At 69.4% G+C, this 20,545-nt stretch carries 18 protein-coding genes; 7 read left to right on the forward strand and 11 right to left on the reverse strand.

Annotated elements, in window-relative coordinates:
* Positions 1–23 precede the first annotated feature (23 nt).
* Positions 24–1,397, forward strand: coding sequence for an alpha-amylase family glycosyl hydrolase (locus ACI2K6_RS11100; RefSeq protein WP_404568652.1), 1,374 nt, complete (start codon positions 24–26; stop codon positions 1,395–1,397).
* Between the two features lie 103 nt (positions 1,398–1,500).
* Here ACI2K6_RS11100 and ACI2K6_RS11105 read toward each other — a convergent pair whose 3' ends face one another.
* The 5 genes from ACI2K6_RS11105 to ACI2K6_RS11125 form a co-directional block, all read right to left on the reverse strand.
* Positions 1,501–4,908, reverse strand: a complete 3,408-nt coding sequence (locus tag ACI2K6_RS11105) for an error-prone DNA polymerase (protein ID WP_404568653.1) — start codon at positions 4,906–4,908, stop codon at positions 1,501–1,503.
* On the reverse strand, positions 4,908–6,449 hold the full coding sequence (locus tag ACI2K6_RS11110; protein ID WP_404568654.1) for a DNA polymerase Y family protein: 1,542 nt from the start codon (positions 6,447–6,449) through the stop codon (positions 4,908–4,910). Before ACI2K6_RS11110 ends, ACI2K6_RS11105 begins: the two co-directional genes overlap by 1 nt.
* A 1-nt stretch (position 6,450) precedes the next feature.
* Complete coding sequence (locus ACI2K6_RS11115) at positions 6,451–7,152, reverse strand: hypothetical protein (RefSeq protein WP_064954983.1); 702 nt, start codon at positions 7,150–7,152, stop codon at positions 6,451–6,453.
* A 183-nt stretch (positions 7,153–7,335) separates the two neighbouring features.
* Complete coding sequence (locus tag ACI2K6_RS11120) at positions 7,336–8,091, reverse strand: ABC transporter permease (RefSeq protein ID WP_274178634.1); 756 nt, start codon at positions 8,089–8,091, stop codon at positions 7,336–7,338.
* A 1-nt stretch (position 8,092) separates the two neighbouring features.
* Positions 8,093–9,016 carry an ABC transporter ATP-binding protein gene (locus ACI2K6_RS11125; protein WP_274178635.1) on the reverse strand — a complete coding sequence of 308 codons (924 nt, stop codon included), beginning with the start codon at positions 9,014–9,016 and terminating at the stop codon, positions 8,093–8,095.
* 76 nt (positions 9,017–9,092) lie between these two features.
* Between ACI2K6_RS11125 and ACI2K6_RS11130 the strand changes: the two genes are divergently transcribed.
* The gene (locus ACI2K6_RS11130; RefSeq protein WP_274178636.1) at positions 9,093–9,737 is read left to right on the forward strand and encodes a TetR/AcrR family transcriptional regulator; all 645 of its coding nucleotides are present in this window, start codon (positions 9,093–9,095) and stop codon (positions 9,735–9,737) included.
* A gap of 16 nt (positions 9,738–9,753) precedes the next feature.
* On the opposite strand, the gene ACI2K6_RS11135 is transcribed toward ACI2K6_RS11130, so the two are convergent.
* The 3 genes from ACI2K6_RS11135 to ACI2K6_RS11145 all read right to left on the reverse strand — a co-directional run bounded on the left by ACI2K6_RS11135 (position 9,754) and on the right by ACI2K6_RS11145 (position 12,411).
* Positions 9,754–10,251, reverse strand: a complete 498-nt coding sequence (locus ACI2K6_RS11135; RefSeq protein WP_114588335.1) for an HNH endonuclease — start codon at positions 10,249–10,251, stop codon at positions 9,754–9,756.
* Positions 10,252–10,564: 313 nt separating this feature from the next.
* Positions 10,565–11,470 carry a M23 family metallopeptidase gene (locus ACI2K6_RS11140; RefSeq protein ID WP_112617091.1) on the reverse strand — a complete coding sequence of 302 codons (906 nt, stop codon included), beginning with the start codon at positions 11,468–11,470 and terminating at the stop codon, positions 10,565–10,567.
* A gap of 242 nt (positions 11,471–11,712) precedes the next feature.
* Positions 11,713–12,411, reverse strand: a complete 699-nt coding sequence (locus ACI2K6_RS11145; protein WP_274178638.1) for a metal-dependent transcriptional regulator — start codon at positions 12,409–12,411, stop codon at positions 11,713–11,715.
* Between the two features lie 124 nt (positions 12,412–12,535).
* Between ACI2K6_RS11145 and serC the strand changes: the two genes are divergently transcribed.
* Positions 12,536–13,648: a phosphoserine transaminase gene (serC, locus tag ACI2K6_RS11150; RefSeq protein ID WP_404568655.1), complete on the forward strand. Its 1,113-nt coding sequence runs from the start codon at positions 12,536–12,538 to the stop codon at positions 13,646–13,648.
* Positions 13,649–13,722: 74 nt separating this feature from the next.
* Here serC and ACI2K6_RS11155 read toward each other — a convergent pair whose 3' ends face one another.
* Both ACI2K6_RS11155 and ACI2K6_RS11160 read right to left on the reverse strand, forming a co-directional pair.
* Positions 13,723–14,457, reverse strand: coding sequence for a DUF3027 domain-containing protein (locus ACI2K6_RS11155; protein WP_274178640.1), 735 nt, complete (start codon positions 14,455–14,457; stop codon positions 13,723–13,725).
* Positions 14,441–14,824, reverse strand: a complete 384-nt coding sequence (locus tag ACI2K6_RS11160) for a cold-shock protein (protein WP_023954781.1) — start codon at positions 14,822–14,824, stop codon at positions 14,441–14,443. The genes ACI2K6_RS11155 and ACI2K6_RS11160 overlap by 17 nt, the downstream gene beginning before the upstream one ends.
* A 112-nt stretch (positions 14,825–14,936) precedes the next feature.
* On the opposite strand from ACI2K6_RS11160, the gene ACI2K6_RS11165 reads away from it, so the two are divergent.
* The 3 genes from ACI2K6_RS11165 to ACI2K6_RS11175 are packed head-to-tail and all read left to right on the forward strand — an operon-like array spanning position 14,937 to position 18,645.
* Positions 14,937–15,212, forward strand: a complete 276-nt coding sequence (locus ACI2K6_RS11165; protein WP_269267569.1) for a multidrug ABC transporter ATPase — start codon at positions 14,937–14,939, stop codon at positions 15,210–15,212.
* Position 15,213: 1 nt separating this feature from the next.
* Positions 15,214–16,941 carry a helicase-associated domain-containing protein gene (locus ACI2K6_RS11170; RefSeq protein WP_282501146.1) on the forward strand — a complete coding sequence of 576 codons (1,728 nt, stop codon included), beginning with the start codon at positions 15,214–15,216 and terminating at the stop codon, positions 16,939–16,941.
* A 60-nt stretch (positions 16,942–17,001) separates the two neighbouring features.
* On the forward strand, positions 17,002–18,645 hold the full coding sequence (locus tag ACI2K6_RS11175) for a DNA repair helicase XPB (RefSeq protein ID WP_114588339.1): 1,644 nt from the start codon (positions 17,002–17,004) through the stop codon (positions 18,643–18,645).
* Between the two features lie 24 nt (positions 18,646–18,669).
* Here the strand turns inward: ACI2K6_RS11175 and ACI2K6_RS11180 are convergent, their stop codons facing one another.
* Positions 18,670–19,671 carry a lysostaphin resistance A-like protein gene (locus ACI2K6_RS11180; protein ID WP_404568656.1) on the reverse strand — a complete coding sequence of 334 codons (1,002 nt, stop codon included), beginning with the start codon at positions 19,669–19,671 and terminating at the stop codon, positions 18,670–18,672.
* An 88-nt stretch (positions 19,672–19,759) separates the two neighbouring features.
* Here ACI2K6_RS11180 and ACI2K6_RS11185 point away from each other — a divergent pair, with 88 nt between their 5' ends.
* On the forward strand, positions 19,760–20,452 hold the full coding sequence (locus ACI2K6_RS11185) for a response regulator transcription factor (RefSeq protein WP_023954791.1): 693 nt from the start codon (positions 19,760–19,762) through the stop codon (positions 20,450–20,452).
* Positions 20,453–20,545: the final 93 nt, after the last annotated feature.

Here is a 20,545-nt window from a genome sequence, read left to right on the forward strand (position 1 = left end):
ATCCGCTCGTGTTGACTGCCGGGATGAGCAACTGGGCCGAGACCGTCATGTTGTGGCACGTGTACCCGCTGGGGTTCACGGGAGCACCGATCCGGCCGGACGGCGCCGACGACGACGGCCAGTCGGATGCCGGCGCCGCAGACCAGCCCGTCGAGCACCGACTGAACCGCATCGAGGCCTGGCTCGATCACGTCGTCGAGCTCGGCCTCAACGGCCTGCTCCTCGGCCCGGTCTTCCCCTCGAGCACGCACGGATACGACACCGTCGACTACTTCCGCATCGATGCCCGGCTCGGTGATGACGGCGACATCGACCGTCTGATCGCGGCGGCCCACGACCGCGGCATCCGCGTGCTGTTCGACGGTGTCTTCAACCATGTGGGGCGCGAGCATCCGGCATTCGAAGCTCTCGAGGAACGGGGCCCGGAAGCCGACACCGCCGACCTCTTCCGCGTGCGGTGGGACGGCTGGCAGCCCGGCGAGCCGGTCGACGCCGACGTCTTCGAGGGGCACGACGCCCTCGTGACACTGAACCACGACTCCCCCGCCGTCGCGGATCTCGTCGTCGAGGTGATGACCCACTGGCTGGGCCGCGGCATCGACGGCTGGCGCCTGGATGCTGCCTACGCTGTGCCGTCCGCCTTCTGGGCGAGAGTGCTGCCGCGGGTTCGCGCCGAGTACCCCGAGGCATGGTTCCTCGGCGAGGTCATCCACGGCGACGCCGCCCGCATCGTCGAGGAGTCGACGATCGACTCGCTGACGCAATACGAGCTGTGGCAGGGCATCTGGCACGGCATCGCCGACCGCAACCTCTTCGAGCTGAGGCACGCGATCGAGCGGAACAACGAGCTCCTATCGGTCTTCGCTCCGCAGACCTTCGTCGGCAACCACGACGTCACGCGGATCGCCTCGGCGATCGGCCCCGACCTGGTGCCGCACGCGCTGGCGGTGCTGTTCACCGTGGCGGGGGTGCCGTCGGTGTATGCGGGCGACGAGTACGGCTACGAGGCGGTGAAGGAGGAACGACTCGGCGGCGACGACGCGGTGCGCCCCGAGTTTCCCGATGCGCCGCCCGCCCCCGAGTCGCTGCCCGAGACCGCGCAGCACATCCTCCGCACCCATCAGCAGCTCATCGCCGTGCGCCGGCAGCATCCCTGGTTGCATCGCGCCCACACCGACGTCATCCACATCGACAACACCGCGATGGTGCTGCGGACCGCGACCGGAACGGATGCCGTCGTCACGGCGCTCAACGTCGGCGACGCGCCGGTGTCCGTGCCGGTGGCCGATGCGACGCGGGTGCTCGCCGGGGTACTGGCAGGCGGCCTCGACGGACACACCGCCGAGGCATCTCTTCCCCCGCGCGGCTGGGCAGTGCTGTCGGCTACCCCCGCCTGACCCGCGTCGCCCCGAACCGACACGAATGGCTGCTCTCACCCGCGCGTGACGACAATTCGCGTCGGCTCGCATCGGGTTCGGGTCGTGCGGGCACGGCGCCGGCTCAGCGGAAGTCTCGTGACTGGTGCCTCACCCCCACCCGCAGGTCTTCGAACGCGTCGGCGAGGATGTTCACGACCCCCTCGTTCGACCGTTCGAGGATGCCGCGGACGATGAGCGCCGGGCTGTCGCGCACCACCCGCCGGTAGCGGTGCCACATGCCCGTCGAGCAGATGACATTCATCAGTCCGTGCTCGTCCTCGAGGTTGAGGAACGTGATGCCGGATGCCGTCGCCGGGCGCTGCCGGTGGGTGACGAGCCCGGCGATCTCGACACGGCGCCCCGACTCGTGCTGTCGCAGATCGTTCGCGGTGAGCACGCCGCGCGCGTCGAGCTGGGAACGGTAGTGGGTCATCGGATGGTCATCGGGTGAGATGCCCGTGGCCCACAGGTCGGAGGCCAGCACGTCGTAACTCGACTGGTCGGTGAACAACGGCGGCTGCACGGCGATGAGCGAATCGGGCAGGTACTCGATGCGGTCCTGCGCGGCCGATCCCGCCAGCCAGATCGCCTCGCGACGGGTGTGCCCGAAGCACTCCAGCGCTCCCGCGGTGGCGAGCGCTTCGAGCTGCGTCGTGTCGGCGCCGGTGCGGCGCACCAGGTCGCGCATGTCGCGATAGGGGCCGGATGCCTCGCGCTCGGCGACGATCCGCTCGGCGAACCTCTTGCCGATGCCGGTGACGGCGGCGAGCCCGAGCCGCACCGCGAATGCACCGTCGCGGCGATGCGCCGCCGACTCGTCGGGGGCGTTGATGTCGAAGACCGGCACGGGAGGCTGCTCGCCGAGGCAGCTGTCGAGCCCCGTGGGACCCGGCCGCCCCGCCTCACCCGACACGGATTCGAGCACGGCCTCGGCTCCCGAGAGCTGCAGGTCGGGGCGCCGCACCTCGACTCCGTGACGGCGGGCATCGGCCGCCAGCGTCGCCGGCGAGTAGAAGCCCATCGGCTGAGCCCGCAGCAGCCCCGCGAGGAACGCCGCCGGGTAGTGCAGCTTGATCCACGAGCTGGCGTAGACGAGCAGGCCGAACGACAGCGAGTGGCTCTCGGCGAAGCCGAAGTTCGCGAACGCCTGGATCTTCGCGTAGATGTCGTCGGCGGCATCCCCCACCAGGCCGTTCTCGGCCATGCCCTCGTAGAGCTTCTGCTTGAGCGAGTCGATGCGCTCGATGCCGCGCTTGGAGCCCATCGCACGACGCAGCAGGTCGGCATCCTCGCCCGAGAGTCCGCCGATGACCATGCCCATCTGCATGAGCTGCTCCTGGAAGACCGGCACCCCGAGCGTGCGTTCGAGCACGGGCTTGAGCTTCTCGTGCGGATACGTCGTCTTCTCGTACCCGAGCTTGCGGCGCACGTACGGGTGCACGGCACCGCCCTGGATGGGCCCCGGCCGGATGAGCGCGATCTCGATCACGAGGTCGTAGAACCGTCGCGGCTGCAGGCGCGGCAGCAGGCCCATCTGCGCGCGAGACTCGACCTGGAACACCCCGATCGAGTCGGCCCGGCACAGCATGTCGTAGACGGCGGCCTCTTCCTTCGGCAGCGTCGAGAGCTCGAGTCTCTCCCCCGTCGCTCCCTCGATGAGGTCGAAGCAGTACTGCAGCGCGGCGAGCATCCCGAGGCCCAGCAGGTCGAACTTCACCAGGCCCATCCAGGCGGCGTCGTCTTTGTCCCACTGGATGACGGTGCGGTCCTGCATCCGGGCGTGCTCGATCGGCACGACCTCGCCGACAGGACGATCGGTCAGCACCATGCCGCCCGAGTGGATGCCCAGATGCCGGGGTGCCTTCAGCAGCTCGGCGGCGTAGCTGAGCACCCGCTCGGGGATGTCGTGGTCGGGACCCGTGTCGAGGGTCGCACCCCAGCGTTCGACCTGCTTCGACCAGGCATCCTGCTGTCCCGGGGAATGCCCGAGGGCCTTCGCCATGTCGCGCACGGCGTTCTTGGGCCGGTACTGGATGACGTTCGCCACCTGCGCCGCCCGCTCGCGCCCGTAGGTGGTGTAGACCCACTGAATGATCTCCTCGCGCCGGTCGGAGTCGAAGTCGACGTCGATGTCGGGTTCCTCCTCGCGGAGGGCCGAGAGGAAGCGCTCGAACGGCAGCCGGTAGTAGATGGAGTCGATCGCGGTGATGTCGAGCAGGTAGCAGACGGCGCTGTTGGCCGCCGATCCTCGCCCCTGGCACAGGATGCCGCGACGCCGTGCCTCTTGCACGATGCCGTGGACGATGAGGAAGTAGCCCGGAAAGTCCTTCTGCTCGATGACCGCGAGCTCTCGCTCGATGCGGTCGCGGTCTTCGGCCGGAAGGTTCGGGTACTTGCGCGGCACGGCCTCCCACACGAGGTGCCGCAACCACGACATCGGCGTGTGCCCCTCGGGAACGGGAAGCTTCGGCAGGGCGGGCTTGGCCCGGCGCAGCGGGAAAGCGAGCTCGTCGGCAAGCTCGACGGTGCGCGCCACGGCTCCGGGAAACCGCCGGAAGCGCCGCGTCATCTCGGCTCCCGACCGCAGGTGCGCCCCGGCGTGGGATGGCAGCCACCCGTCGAGCTCGTCGAGACCGCGGTTGGCCCGGACCGCCGCGATCGCGGCAGCGAGGTGGGCGCGATCGGGTACGGCGTAGTGCACGTTGTTCGTCGCGAGGATCGGCAGGCCGCGCTCGCGCGCCAGGCCGGCGAGGATGTCGTTGTGCCGCGAGTCGAGCGGCTCACCGTGATCCATCAGCTCGACCTCGACGGCATCGCGTCCGAAGCGGTCGACCAGGGCGTCGAGCTCGGCGGCGGCGGCATCCGGTCCGCGCTCGATGAGCGCACGGCGTACGGTGCCCTTGCGGCATCCGGTGAGGATGCTCCACTCGCCTCCGGCGATGTCGGCCAGATCGTCGAGCCGGTACCGGGGCTTGCCCTTCTCCGCTCCCGCGAGCTGGCCCTGCGTGAGCGCCCGCGCCAGCCGGTGGTACCCCTCCTCACCGCGGGCGAGGATGAGTAGATGCTCGCCCGGCGGGTCGGCCTCGTTGCGCGCGGCGCCGACGCGCTGCGGCAGATCGAGCGACAGCTCCGCCCCGAACACGGTCTTCACGGCCAGCTGCTCGGCGGCCTCGGCGAAGCGGACGATGCCGTAGAACCCGTCATGGTCGGTGACGGCGAGAGCGTGCAACCCCAGCCGTTCGGCCTCTTCGGCCAGCTCTTCGGGCGACGACGCTCCGTCGAGGAACGAGTACGACGTGTGCGCGTGCAGCTCGGCATACGGCACCGCGTTCTCAGGACGCTCGATCCTCGGCGCCGAGTACTTTCCGCGCTTGCGCGACCACGCGGGACTGTCGCCCCCGTCCGCACCCGGCGGCGCGCTGGGCGCGCGGTTGCCGCTGAGCAGCCGTTCCATCTCGGACCACGGCACCGAAGGGTTGTTGAAGCCCATCAGTCGTACCGCCCCTCGACCGACCATTCGCCGCCGTCGCACACCAGCAGCCACGCGGTCTGGGTGGCATCGACCATCTGGAAGCGGTGGGCATGGCGCGCTCGCGCGGCATCCCACGCCCGTTCGATCACCGGCCACGGTCCCGCCCACGAGCGGATGCCGCGAGACCCGGTCGACGACACCAGGGCGGCCGGGATCGCCGTCAGCTCGCCCCGCCCGTCGACGGCCACCATGTCGCCCTCCCGATCGACGACAGCCAGCGGCAGCGCCCGTTCGAAGACCGTCGAGGGCAGCGGATCGGGCAGGCTGCCCGGCCACGGCCGTTCGCGCGAGCTCGTCACCGGCCGGTCGCCCCACGGCACGAGCACCTGCCGCTCGGCGAGCCAGCGGCCACCGCCCACGACCGGGGTCACGACGCCCGTGTGGCCGAGCATCGCCTGCACCCGCGACAGGGCGTGGTGCACCCGCTGCTCGGGACCGGAGCCGAACAGCGACACGGCGTGATGGGATGCCGCATCCACCGCTTCGGGCTCGATCTTGACCCGAGCGACACCGCTGGTGAGCTTGCCGCTCTCGGCCAGCTGCCAGCGCACCCGGTCGACGACGGCGGCGGCGTCGAAGGTGCCGGGGTGGAGCCAGACACGGTTGCTCGTCTCGCCCCGGTCGCCGGTGAGGATGACCCGCAGCTCGGTGCACACGAGATCGACCGCGCCGAGTCCGGAGATGAACTCCTCGGCCGCGACCCTCATGCCGAACGCGACCTGGTCGGCGAGGTCGAGCGGAGGCTCGAACGAGACCTCGCGGTGCAGCTCGGGCGGCGGAGTGCGCGGGACCACCGGGCGTGAATCGGCGCCGGAGGCGAGGCCGTGCAAGCGCGCGCCGCGGGGGCCGAAGCGTTCGACCAGTCGTTCGGGCTCGATCGCGGCGAGGTCGCCGAGGGTCTGCACGCCGAGCCGGGCGAAGAGGTCGACGGAGTCGTCGTCGAGCACCGCGATCGTCAACGGTGCGAGGAACTCCGCCGAGCGTCCGGCCTCGACCACCCGGATGGGCCGGTCGGGGCGGGTGCTCATCCGCGCGGCCTGCTGCGCCGTGAAGGGGCCGTCGGCGACACCGGCCCGCACGTCGAGGTCGCCCTCGGCGACTGCGGCCAGCAGCGCGCCGGCGGCCTCGGTCTCACCGCCGTAGAAACGTGCGGGGCCGCGCACGCGCAGCGCGCAGAGCCCTGCCTCGAGCACCTGCACTCCTGGCGCCATCTCTTCGAGGCGCGCGACGATGGGAGCGAACTCCCGGTGATCGCGCACCGCATCCGCGTCGGCCACCTGCAGCGCGGGGCATCGGGCCTGAGCGTCGCGGCGACGCTGCCCACGTGCGACGCCGTCGGCCCGCGCAGCCGCCGAACACGCGATGACCACGCCCTTCTCGAAGACCGCGATCGGCGCGTTCGGATCGCCGCCGCTTTCGCGCACGAACGCCACGACCGGCCAGTCGGGCACCCACACCACGAGGCTGCGTACCGGTGCCGTCGCCTCCTGCTCCCCCACGTCAGACCGCCCGTCGCATCGGGATCGGCTCGACGACCGGGCCGCCCGCGAGAGCCCGCTCGTGCGGAGCAGCCGAGATCGCGCCATCGGGCGCGGGCAGCAGCATCCGCGCCGATCGGGGAACCGGGAACCGCCGGCTCGACACGGTGACCGTCAGCTCGCGGTCGCTGAGGTAGCCATCGCCGTCGCCCAACCCCGACCACCGCGGATCGGTGACGTCGAGCATCGCCTCGGTCTGCGGCCACGGCCCCTGCACGAGCAGCACCGTGCCGCGGTCGCGCAGCCGGCCGGCGAGCTTGGCGATATCGGAGTCTTTCGCCCGTTCGGGCGGACGCACCGCGACGATAGGAAGCACGTCGGCGATCGTCGCGGTGACGGCGAGCCAGCGTGCGCCCGGATCGGGGATCAGCACGACGCGCGACAGGTCGACCCCGGCGTGCTCCGCCGCCTCGGCACCGAAGCCCGGCATCCCGACGACACCGCACCACGACCCGGTCTGCGACGGCTGGGCGAGCAGGGCGAACAGGAGCGACGACGAGGAGCCCAGCGAATAGGCCGCGCCGGGACGCAGCCCCCGCCCGGGCAGCAGTCCGGCCAGGGCAGGATGGGTCGGCAGCACCGGAGCGTCGAGGCGGCGCCCCTGCATCCGCTCCATCTGCGCGCGCAGTCGCTGCACGTCCTCGGCGGCAGCAGGATTGCGCATGATCGACCTCACTCAGCAAGGGTAGAACATATGTTCTAGACCATCAATGTCGAGATCGAAGATACGACCGACGTCCGACATCGCGTGGCAGATTGGATCGCGTGAACGCCTCCGACACCCCGCCCGTGACCCTGCGCCCCTACCGGTCGGCCGCTGACGAACTACCGGATGCGGAAGGTCCTCTCACACGTCACGCGTTCTGAGGACGAGAAGAGCGGCGAGCGTCGTCCATAGCGTGAAGATCGCCATGATCCCGAGTCCCACCAGCGGCGGCATCCCGCTCGTCGTCCCGACAGCGTACGAGGCCTGGCCGGCCGTCGTGGGCCAGTAGGTACCCGCGAACTCACCGATGACCCCGGGCATCCCCGGGGCGAGAGCGGGCACGAGAAGCGCAACGGACACGATGATCGCGAGCGCACCGGAAGAGCTTCGCGTGATGATGCCGAATCCGAGGCCGAGGACGGCCGTGAGGACGAGGTACACGATCGCACAGACGATGGCCCGAGCAGTTCCAGGGTCATCGAGTGCCGACACGGGCAGGCCGGCCGCAGCGAGCGCGGCCTGCGTGGCACCGAAGCTGCCTGCCACCGCCGCGACTGCCACGACCAAGCCGATGAGCGCCGAGACTCCCAGCTTCGAAGCCAGGAGAGCCCCGCGCCGGGGCACGATGGCGAGGCTCGTGATGATCTGCCCCGAGCCGTATTCACTGGTGATGGCCTGCGATCCGATGGTCGCCAGGAGGATCTGACCGACCAGGATGCCCTTGAAGCTGATGCCGGTGGGGTCAAAATCGGAAGGGAGCGCGGCCTGCCAGTCGGCCACGAGCCCGCTCACCCCCAGCAGGCTGACCATCACCGTCACGACGACGGCCGAGGCAGCGAGGATCCAGGTGCTGTGGACGCTGCGGGCTTTGATCCATTCGGAAGCGAAGAGGTTCATGTCAGGCGGCCTTCTGCTCGATCGTGGTCATGGCGAGAAACGCGTCTTCGAGCGAGTCCCGAACGAGGGTGAGCTCGAACACCTCGGCGCCGGCGGCGGAGGCGATGCGGCCGACGCTCTCCGTCGTCGCCCCCGAGACGATGAGGACGTCGTTGCGATCGGCGTCTGCCCGAACCGGAAGCCCGGCTCGCCGGAGCGCATCACGCAGGACGTCGGCATTCGGAGTCCGAACGCGGACGTACTCGTTCGTGTGCGAGGCGATGAATGCGTCCAAAGACTGGTCGGCGAGCAGACGACCGTGGTTGATCACGATGAGGTGATCCGCCGTCAGTTGCATCTCACCCATCAGATGGCTCGAGAACAGCACCAATCGGCCTTCCGCAGCGAGCTCGCGCATCAGGGATCGAGCCCAGCGGATGCCTTCCGGGTCGAGCCCGTTGAGAGGTTCGTCGAAGATGACGATGCCGGGGTCGCCGATCAACGCCGTGGCGATCCCCAGCCGTTGCTTCATCCCGAGCGAGAAGTCGCCGGCCGGCCGGCTCCCTGCTTCAGCCAGGCCCACCAATTCCAGAACCTCCCCGACTCGACCCCGCGGCACGCCTCCAGCACGCGCGACGGACGCGAGATGATCCACGGCCGTACGCCGCGGATGAACGGCACGCGCATCGAGCATCGCGCCGATCACGCGCATCGGATGGGGCAACTCATGCAGACGATGCCCGTTCACGGTCGCGGCGCCGCTCGTGGGCTTGTCCAGGCCGAGGAACATGCGGAGAGTGGTGGACTTGCCCGCCCCGTTCGGCCCGAGGAAGCCGGTCACGATCCCGGGCCGAACCTGGAATGACAGACCGTCCACGGCGGTGACGGTTCCATAGCGCTTGACGAGATCGTGAGCTTGGAGAGATGCCTGCGTTGTCTTCTGCACGGCAGGTACACTACACCGTACCGTGTAGTTTTGCTGCACTGGTCGGTGTAGAGTTCGGGAAGAGCAAAGGATGACGATGAGCGATGCGAGGCCGGTCAGGCAGGGCCAGGAGCAGAAGCGCTCCGCGATACTCGCGGCGGCGCGAGAGCTCTTCGTCGAGGTGGGCGTCGAGCGATCGAGTATGGATGCCGTTTCGGCGCGCGCGGGTGTCTCCAAGCGCACCGTCTACGACTACTACGGCGATAAACGGCGGCTGCTGCTCGGAGTGGTCGAGAGCGCGGGCGAGACGGCCGTGAACACCCTCCGCGAGCTGTCCGAGACGCACCTGCCGGACACCATCGCGATCGACGGCCGCGATGAATTGCACCAGGCTGTGATCGCGTTCGCCGCCGAACTCGGGGGGTTCCTCGCCACGTCGACGAACTACGCAGCCGCTGTCAAGCTGATCTCGGAGAACGAGTCGCTCCTGCCCGAACTCGAGGACCACCCGCTGGACCGAGCGCACGCCGACGTTCTCGCCGAGCGCTTCGCTCATTTCGCGACCGAGGGTCTGCTCGACCTCGACGACCCGGGACTCGCCGCCGAGCATTTCCACGCGCTCACGACGCTCCGGGTTCTCAACGAGCCCGCTCGCCGCCGGACGGACGCCGAGCGGGTCCGACAGATCATGACCGATGGCGCCGGCGCATTCCTGCGCGCCTACGGCCCGAGAGCGCGGTAGGCGCGCACCGCGGCGATCAGGCGGCGAGACTCAGGTACGGCTCCCAGCGCGGGTCGGATCGCTCCGTGCCCCGTACGGCCCACTGCGGGCCTCGCGGGGGCTTCGGCAGCCATCGCAGCTCCCACCCCATCTCCTGCGGAGTGTGGTCGCTCTTGAGGTTGTTGCACCGCAGGCAGCAGGCGACGAGGTTCTCCCACGAGTTGCTGCCCCCGCGCGAACGCGGCATCACGTGGTCGATCGTCGACGCCGCTTTCCCGCAATAGGCGCATCGGTGCGCGTCGCGGCGGAGCACGCCACGCCGCGTCACCGGCACGCGGCGCGCATTCGGGATACGGACGTACCGGGTCAGGACGATCACGGCCGGGCGTTCGTACGTTCCATCGATCCCGAGAACGGGATCGTGGACGACGTGCTCGACGATCGTCGCCTTGTCGTTCAACACCAGGAGGAGGGCCCGACGGAACGACACCACAGCGAGTGGCTCATACCCGGCGTTCAGTACCAGAGTGCGCATTTCCTGTCCTCACGAACTGCCCTGACGGCTTCAGCGGATGTTCGATGACCGACGTCGCGCGAGCCGTGCGGGCAGGCCCCGCGAGGGTGCGAGCACGAAAAAAGGCGCTGTCATGAAGACAGCGCCTTGATTCACGGCCGAGGCCGCAGTGGTGCACACGATGCCGCAGGACGTAGCGACCGATCGCATTCACGGTTCGAATGCCCGGTACTGGTCCCATCAGCTCCCCCTCGGCGTGCGCGAGCGTCGCGTTCAGGGTAATACACCCTCGACCCAGGAAGGTCGACGGGAGATGAACGGATGATGCGTGTCGTCAGCCCGCGTTCGCGACGAGCCACGACTCGGCGTTCATGTACGCGCCGTCGACCACGATCTCGAGATGCAGGTGCGTTCCGAACGCGCGGCCCGTATCGCCGACCTGGCCGAGCAGCTGTCCCGCCGAGACGGTGTCGCCGACCTGCACCGCGCGGGTGCCCCAGTCCATGTGCGCATAGAGGCTCGTGACGTTCGTGCCGTTGATGTTGTGCGCGACCTTGACGTACACGCCCCAGCCCGGACCGCTCTCGCTCGAGGCGACGACCGTGCCGTCGGCGACCGAGTAGATCGGCGTGCCACGGTCGGCCATGTAGTCGGTGCCGCGGTGACCGGCGTACGGGGTGCCGAAGTTGTTGAACGACATCAGCGGACGACGCACGAGACCGGAACCCGGCGCGACGAGCGGGATCGACTGGCTGTACGACGTCGACGACGAGGCGGTCGAGCTGCTCGCGGAGATGCGGTTCGCGAGGGCCTCGGCGGCTGCCTTGGCGGCGGCCTCCTCGTCCTTCTTCTTCTTGATCTCTTCGGGCGTGGTCGCCGTGAAGCCACTGCGGTCGAGAGACGCGGGTCCGACCTCGGACGCGACGACGATCGACTGCGCGTTGTTGGCGGCGACCTGCTGCAGCGTCATCGCGTCGGCCGACGTACCGCGCACGGCGGCGAAGGCCGGGATGGCGACGGTGGCGACAAGGCCGACCACGGCAGCGACGGTGAAGGTGCTGCGAACGGGGTGGACCCGGCGACGGCTCCGGCGGGAAGCGCGGTTCTCGATGGTCGCGACGTCCCGCTTCTGCTTCTTCGCCATCGGGAAGCGGCGGCCACGCAGGGCGCGACCAGAGCGTTCGGGATTCGTCGCGTCGACCTCGGGTACGTCTACCGACGAATCGTTGTGTTCAGCCAAATCAGTCCTCCGGCGCCTCTGCGCGATGGTCTGCGCTGGCTCGTCGACACTGCGCGTGTAGGTCCACGCGACATTCGGGTGTCACCGCGTGGACGACGAGCCGAAGAGGCAATCCATGCAGCGGTCTCGGGCGGGCTTCTCGCCTGAAGACTTCTCGAGGCTACCGGAAGGTAACGAATAAGTCACGCTGTCGTTCCCTTCCCCACCGGACGCTCAGGTCCGGTGGCCAAACGCTCGCGGACTCAGTCGCGACGCGTGAGGAAGATGTGCGACGCGACCTCGACGGGCAGCTCGAGCCCCTCGTCGACACCGTCCATCTGAACGAGGACGTACCCCTCCGAGAACTGGAACGTGCCCTCACGGCCGGGGACGACGCCCGCCGCCCGCAGCTGCTGCAGCAGTTCGGGGTCGACCTGGGCCGGCTCGGCGAGCCGTCGCACGGTGCCCTCGATCGGCCCGCCGGCCTCGTTCAGCAGACGCACGAGGCCCACCACACCGTCGTCGAAGGTGCGCGCAGGCACATCCCCGAGCTGGTCGAGACCGGGGATCGGGTTGCCGTAGGGCGATTCCGTGGGGTGACCGAGCAGCTCGATGAGGCGACGCTCGACGAGCTCGCTCATCACGTGCTCCCAGCGGCAGGCCTCTTCGTGGACATAGGCCCAGTCGAGTCCGATGACATCACTGAGCAGGCGCTCGGCGAGACGGTGCTTGCGCATGACGTCGACCGCCTTCTGCCGACCGCTGTCGGTCAGCTCGAGCGAGCGGTCTTCCGACACGACGACGAGTCCGTCGCGCTCCATGCGGCCGACCGTCTGCGAGACGGTGGGGCCGGAGTGCCCGAGGCGCTCGGAGATGCGTGCACGCAGGGGGACGATCGCCTCTTCCTCGAGTTCGAGGATGGTACGCAGATACATCTCTGTCGTGTCGATGAGATCGGTCATCACAGCCCTTGTCGTGCGCGTGGTCGGGAGGATCCCAGCCTATCCGCTGGTGAGGACATGCGAGGCTGCCCTTACCTCCTGCTCATGGCACGGCGGGCCCGGACGCCGCCCCTAGAATCGGCTCATGGCGCACGTCACCCTGCCCCGAGACATCCTTCCCCGCGACGGCCGCTTCGGCTGCGGTCCCGCCAAGATCCGCCCCGAGCAGGTCGCCGCCCTGTCGGGTCCCGGCTCGATCCTGCTCGGCACGTCGCACCGCCAATCGCCGGTGAAGAGCCTCGTCGGCCAGGTCCGCTCCGGCCTGTCCGATCTGCTGCGGCTGCCCAACGGATACGAGATCATCCTCGGCAACGGCGGATCGACCGCGTTCTGGGATGCCGCGGCATTCGGCCTCATCGAGAACCGCAGCCAGAACCTCGTCTTCGGCGAGTTCGGCGGCAAGTTCGGCGCGGCCGCATCCGCGCCCTGGCTCCAGGCTCCCAACATCCGCAAGGCGGAGCCCGGCTCGAGCATCTCGGCCGAGGCTGTGGAGGGCGTCGACGTGTACGCCTGGCCCCACAACGAGACGTCGACCGGTGTCGCCGCCCCCGTGCGCCGCGTCGTCGGCGACGAAGGCGCGCTGACCGTCATCGATGCCACGAGCGCGGCGGGCGGAATCGACTTCTCGGTCTCGCAGTGCGACGTCTACTACTTCGCCCCGCAGAAGAACCTCGGCTCGGATGGCGGCATATGGTTCGCCGCGGTCTCCCCCGCCGCGATCGAGCGGATCGAGCAGGTCGCCGCGTCGGGCCGCTACATCCCCGAGTTCCTGAGCCTGAAGAACGCGCTCGACAACTCGCGACTCAACCAGACACTGAACACGCCCGCCGTCGCGACGCTCTATCTGCTCGACAAGCAGCTCGAGTGGATCCACAGCAACGGCGGCCTGCAGTGGGCGGCTGACCGCACCGCAGAGTCCTCTTCGGCGCTGTACGACTGGGCCGAAGCGTCCGAGCACGCGACGCCGTTCGTCGCCGATCCCGCCGACCGCTCCCCCGTCGTGGTGACGATCGACTTCGACGACACCGTCGATGCCGCTGCCGTCGCCAAGAGCCTGCGCGGCAACGGCATCGTCGACACCGAGCCGTACCGCAAGCTGGGCCGCAACCAGCTGCGCATCGCGACGTTCGTCTCGATCGAGCCCGACGACGTGCGCCAGCTGATCAAGTGCATCGACTACACGATCGACCGTCTCTGAGCGCGTAACGCCGCTGAGACGACAGAAGGGATGCCGCACCGCGCGGCATCCCTTCTTCGTTCCCGTTCGAGCGGTCAGCGCTCCCAGGGCGATTCGTCATGGTCGGAGTCGTCGTTCTCGTCCGAATCATCGTCCTCGTCCGAGTCGTCATCATCGTCGTCGAACTCGTCGTCATCCGAGTCGTCTTCGTCGTCATCGGCAGCGCCGGAATCGAGCGCGTCGATGTCGACCCCGTCGACGTCGCCCGCGTGGGTGACCGCTGTGCTGCCGTCCGCGAAGTCGTCCTCGTCCGCGTCGTCGTCGAGGTCGTCCGCGTCATCATCGAGATCGGCCGCGTCGTCGTCGAGATCGTCCGCGTCGTCGTCGCTGTCATCGTCCTCGTCCGCGGCGGCCTGAGCGGCCTGGTAGTCCGCGAGCCGCACAGCCCACGGAACCCACTCGGGAGCGAGCAGCGCTCCGACGGCCGGGAGCAGCTCGACCTCGAGCACCGTCGGCTCGGCGTCTTCGACCACGGCGACGCTGACCGTCCACAGCCACCCGGGGTAGCCGGCCAGACGGTTGGCGAAGCGCAGAGATACGACGCCGTCGGCCTCGACGACGTAGTCGACGGGATCGCCGACGGTCGACGGGGGCGTGATCTCGGCGAGCGCAGCCAGGGCGAGATCGTGAGCGGCGAGCAAACGCTCGTCGACCGCGACCGGCTCGGACGCTACGGCATCTTGGGGCGCTGCGGCCTCGCCGGACGCCGGCTCGATGACTTCGACCTCGTCCGTCGCCGACGTGTCGGCGGGCTCAGGCGTCGAGGTCATCGGCGACCTTGCGCAGCACCGCGGCGATCTTCTTGCCGTGACCCGAGCTGGGGTAGCGACCGCGACGGAGATCGGCGCCGATGCCGTCGAGGAGCTTCACGAGGTCCTCGACGATGATCGCCATGTCGTCCGCGGGCTTGCGGTTGCGCTTGCTCAGGCTCACGGGAGCCTCGAGCACGCGGACGGCCAGCGCCTGCAGACCGCGCTTGCCATCAGCGACACCGAACTCGAGGCGCGTGCCGGGCTTGAGCGACTCGGTGCCCGCCGGGAGTGCCGTGGCGTGCAGGAAGACGTCCTGGCCGTCATCGGAGGAGATGAAGCCGAACCCCTTCTCGTCGTCGTAGAACCTGACCTTGCCGGTGGGCATGTGCGTACCTCGCTGTCACGGACCGCGTTTCGCGGGCAGAACGGAATGCCGGGGCCGTGTCAGCCCCGGTAACCAGCCTACGGCACCACTGCGAACCGCTACGCTGATGCGGATGAGCACGCGCAGCACGGGCGACGACCTTCCGGTCCGCCGTATCGACCGCATCCTCGCGTTCATGTCGCTGGGGCTGCTGATTCTGGCGATCGTCTGTTTCTTCGCGATCATCATCGGCACCGCGACCGGCATGGAGCAGGCAGACTTCGGCACCGGAGCGTGGCCCACGGTGAGCGCCATCGTGTGGATCGCGCCGCCCGTCGCGTTCGCCCTGCTGCTGACGGTGCTGATCATGACCTTCATCCGACGGAGCCGGGCCAACAAGGGCCGGTGACGTGTCTCCCGTCGACGCCCGTGCCCTCGCGAGCTGGCTCGCCACGGTCGACGACGACGTCCTGACGGACCTGCTCCGTCGACGCCGCGTCTCGCCCGACGCCGCCTGGGCCGATTTCTTCGATGCCGCCGAGGCCTTGCTCGATCCCGCGGCGGTGGCCAAGGCCGCTCCGCTTCTCACCCGGCCGCTCGTCGAGGCCATGGACGACGCGGTCGCCTCCGGCGATGCGGTTCCGCCCGGTCCGGCACGGGACGCTCTACTGCATCTCGGGCTCGTCTCTCCTGGCGGGATGCCCTACGCCGGTGCCGCTACGGCGTGGCGCGATATCCCCCGCCCCGAGGCCCCCGGCCGTTTCATCACGACGGGCTCGCCGGAGGATGATGCGCAGCTGGCCGAACGCGCCTTCACCGCGCTCTCGTCACTCGCCGATGTCCTGTCGCTTACGCAACCGTCGCCCCTCGGACGCACCGGTGCGGGAACCCTGGGTGCCGCCGACCGCCGCCGCCTGATCGAAGCAGGAGCGGTGGCGGATGCCGAGACAGCCGACCTCGTGATCGGGATCGGTCTCGACGCCGGGCTCCTCGGTCCGGTCGACCGCGAGTGGCGGGTCACGACCGAGGGAACCGCCTGGTTGCTCCGTGGCTCCGCCGATCGCTGGGCCGACACCGCCGGCCGCCTGCGCGACGCGCTCCCGGCAGCTCTGCGGACGACGGACGGCGGATGGCGGCCGCCGGCGCAGTGGCACCTCGCCTATCCGCTCGACCCGCAGTGGTACGCCCGCGCCGACCGCCTGACGGCGCAGTGGCGGCTGTGGGCGATCATCGACGCATCGGGGCGCCCGGCAGCCTGGGCGACGGCGCTCGCGAACGGAGGCGACGTCGACCGGACGACGCTGCAGGAGCACCTGCCCGGCGAGGTCGACCGCATCTTCCTCCAGAACGACCTCACGGCGATCGCGCCCGGGCCGCTCGAGCCCGCGATCGATGCGCGGCTGCGCCGGGCGGCGCGGCGCGAGTCGCGCGCGCAGGCGTCGACCTACCGGTTCTCCGCCGAATCGATCGGAGCGGCGCTCGCGGCCGGAGAGGATCCGGCATCCCTCGCCGAGTTCCTCGCCGCGATCTCGCTGACCGGCCTGCCGCAGCCGCTGGCGTACGAGCTCGAACGGGCGGCCGGCCGCCACGGCCGACTGCGCGTGGGCTCCGACCCCACCGGTCGAACGCAGGTCACGGCATCCGACCAGGGTGCCCTCGACACGCTCGCCGTCGATCAGGCGCTGCGACCGCTCGGGCTCGTGCGCGATGGCGACCGGCTGCTCAGCCGCAGCTCGGTCGACGCTGTCTTCTGGATGCTGAGCGACGCTCGCTACCCCGTCGCCGCGGTCGACGAGAACGGAGAGGTACGGATCCTCGACCGCGCCAAACTGGCCGCACCGGCGGACGACGCACCGGCGGGGAGCGACGACACCCGCTTCTTGCCTCTCATCGAGCGAATGCGTCGAGCCCATTCCTCCGACGACGCGGATGCCGCGTGGCTGGGCCGCGAGCTCGAGCAGGCGGTCAAAGCACGCGCGGTGATCGAGGTGAGCGTGCGTCTGCCGGACGGCTCGACACGTGACTTCGTGCTCGAAGCGACGGGGCTGGGCGGCGGCCGGCTGCGCGGACGCGACCGCGCCTCGGATGTCGAACGCACTCTGCCGGTGTCGAGCATTGTCTCCGCCCGGCTGACCTGAGCATCGCAGGCGCCCTCCGCACAGGCCGACGTGGGCTGAGCACCGGTACGATTGCTCGTTATGGCTGATGGCCCCCTGATCGTCCAGAGCGACCGCACCGTGCTGCTGGAAGTCGCCCACCCGAGCGCCGAGGATGCGCGGCACGAGCTCGCGATCTTCGCCGAGCTCGAGCGGGCGCCCGAGCACATCCACACCTATCGCATCACGCGCCTGGGCCTGTGGAACGCACGCGCCGCGGGGCACGATGCCGAAGACATGCTGGCCACACTCGACCGCTGGTCGCGCTTCCCCGTGCCGCCGTCGGTGTCGACCGACATCCGCGAGACAGTGACGCGCTACGGACGTCTGGTCATCGAGCGCGACGACGAGGGCACCCTGATCCTGCGCTCGAGCGACGCGGCCGTTCTCTCGGAGGTCACGCGCAACAAGCGCATCCAGCCGCTGCTCCTGGGCAACCCCACGCCCGACACGTATGTCATCGACGCCTGGGCCCGCGGCCAGATCAAGCAGGAGCTGCTGAAGATCGGCTGGCCCGCCGAAGACCTCGCCGGCTTCACGCCGGGCACGCCGCACGAGATCGAGCTGCACGAAGACGGCTGGAGCCTGCGCCCCTATCAGCGCAAGGCGGTCGACATCTTCACCGAGGGCGGCTCAGGCGTCGTCGTACTCCCCTGCGGCGCCGGCAAGACGCTCGTCGGAGCCGCAGCGATGGCCGACACGAAGACGACCACGCTCATCCTCGTGACCAACACCGTCAGCGCGCGGCAGTGGCGCAACGAGCTGCTCAAGCGCACGAGCCTGACTCCGGAGGAGATCGGCGAGTACTCCGGTCAGTCGAAGGAGGTCAAGCCGGTCACGATCGCGACCTACCAGATCCTCACCGCGAAGCGGAAAGGCGAATACGCCCACCTCGCTCTCCTCGACGCGCTCGACTGGGGTCTCGTCGTGTACGACGAGGTGCACCTGCTGCCCGCCCCCGTGTTCAAGCTCACCGCCGACCTGCAGGCGCGACGCCGGCTCGGCCTCACCGCGACCCTGGTCCGGGAGGACGGCCGCGAAGGCGACGTGTTCAGCCTCATCGGCCCCAAGCGCTTCGACGCGCCGTGGAAGGAGATCGAGGCCCAGGGCTTCATCTCCCCCGCCGTCTGCTACGAGGTGCGCGTCGACCTCCCGGCATCCGACCGCCTCGAGTACGCGGCCTCGGCCGATGACGAGCGGTACCGCCTGGCTGCCACCGCGCACGCGAAGATCGGGGTCGTCCGCGACCTCGTCGCGAAGCACACGGGCGAGCAGATCCTCGTGATCGGCCAGTACCTCGATCAGATCGATGTGCTGTCCGACGCGCTGGGAGCGCCGAAGATCACGGGTTCGACGCCCGTCGACGAGCGCGAGGAGCTGTACGAGGCGTTCCGAACGGGCGAGATCCCGGTGCTGATCGTATCGAAGGTCGCGAACTTCTCGATCGACCTCCCCGACGCCTCCGTCGCCATTCAGGTCTCGGGATCGTTCGGCTCGCGCCAGGAGGAGGCGCAGCGACTCGGGCGCCTGCTGCGTCCGAAGTCCAACGGTCACACCGCGAGCTTCTACACGCTCATCGCGCGCGACACCGTCGACCAGGACTTCGCGCAGAACCGGCAGCGCTTCCTCGCCGAGCAGGGGTACAGCTACACGATCCTCGACGCCGAGAAGCTCGAAGCGGCCTGAGCCGGTCGCCCCACGGCGGCCGTGTCAGGGCTTGGTGAGCTCGGGCGTCGGCTCGCCGGGAAGCGGCACGGTCGCCGTAGGCGTCGGCATGGGGATCGGCGGCGGCAGCTGGGTCCGCGGAAGGCCGTACGTGCGCGCGATCGGCCGCCGCCGCAGCACGTACTCGACGGCAAGGCAGTAGCCCCCGAGCAGCAGCACCGAGGTGGCGAAGCTCACCCAGCCGACATCCGCCGCCGACGGGTCGGTTCCCGCCACGATCCCGGTCACGAAGGCCAGCAGGTTGTTCACGATGTGCACCGCGATCGCGGCCTCGAGTCCGCCGGTGCGCCACGTGAGCCAGCCCGCGGCGATCGCGAAGAGCGCGACGGCTGCCTGACCGACCGGGTCGTAGAGGTGTCCGATGACGAACAGGGGCACCGGCAGCAGGATGGCGAACAGCGGATGCCGCAGCCACCGCCCGATCGACTGCATCAGGTAGCCGCGGAAGATGTACTCCTCTGCGGCGGCCTGGACCGGCACCACGAGGATGACCACGAGCAGACTCAGCCACAGCGTGGCGCCCGGGGGCGTGAGCGATGCTCCGCCCTGCTCGGCCGGGAGCAGCGAGGTGACGATCGCGACGACGACCGCCATGGCCGCGGCGAGCCCGACGCACACGATCAGCCACCGCCAGCGCAGCCGCCCGAACACGGCGGAGGCGAACCCGAGACGACGTCCGTTGATGAGGAGCGACGCGAGCAGGTACGCGGGCAGCAGCAGCGCGATCGCGCCGAGGCCGACCAGCAGCGACAGCGGGTTCGTGACATCCAGGGAGTCGGAGGTCTCGAGCACGCGGTTCAGCGCCCGAGCCGCGTCGTCGCTCGACAGCGCGACGAGAAGCGCCGCGAGCGCGACGACGAGCAGCATGGCGAGGAAGAAGACGATGCCGACGGCGCCCACCGCGAGCGGGGTCCACCACCCCGAACGACGACGTGCGAAGACGAGCCGATGGAATGCGAGACGGTCGGAATCGATCGGACGCGGCATGCCTCCATCCTCTCGCGACCCCTACCAGGTCGACCCCCTGCGGCGCGATATCCAGCAAACCGATGGGATCCGGTGCAAGTATGGGCCTATGACAGCACCGCGCATTCTCGTCGTGGACGACGAACCGAACATCCGTGACCTGCTGATCACCGGGCTGAAGTTCGCCGGATACCAGGTCCGCGCCGTCGGCAACGGCGCGCAGACGATCTCGGCGGTGCTCGAGGAGGAGCCCGATCTGATCGTGCTCGATGTGATGCTGCCCGACATGAACGGCTTCAGCGTCACCAAGCGGCTCCGCGGGGCGGGCTACACCGCGCCGATCCTCTTCCTCACCGCCAAGGACGAGACCGAGGACAAGATCGAGGGGCTCAACGCCGGCGGCGACGACTACGTCACGAAGCCGTTCAGTCTCGACGAGATCGTCGCCCGCATCCAGGCCATCCTCCGCCGCACGATGCAGGCCGACGAGGAGTCGATCATCCGCGCCGGCGAGCTGACGATGGATCAGGACACCCACGACGTCCAGGTCGGCGACGTCTCGATCGACCTTTCGCCCACCGAGTTCAAGCTGCTGCGCTACCTGATGCTCAATCCGAACCGGGTGCTGAGCAAGGCGCAGATCCTCGACCACGTCTGGGAGTACGACTTCAACGGCGATGCCGGCATCGTCGAGAGCTACATCTCGTACCTGCGGCGCAAGATCGATCCGCACTCGTCCGAGCCGCTGATCCAGACCAAGCGCGGCTTCGGATACATGCTCAAGGCCGACAAGTCGGCCTGATCCGCGGGAGCGCAGACGCCTGAGCGATTCCGCGAACGACGGCGTCACCCGATGGTGGCGCGGCATCAGCCTGCGCACGAAGGTGACCGGGGT

The sequence above is a fragment of the Microbacterium sp. NPDC006705 genome, assembly GCF_044903545.1.
In the GTDB taxonomy this organism is placed as follows: Bacteria; Actinomycetota; Actinomycetes; order Actinomycetales; family Microbacteriaceae; genus Microbacterium; species Microbacterium plantarum.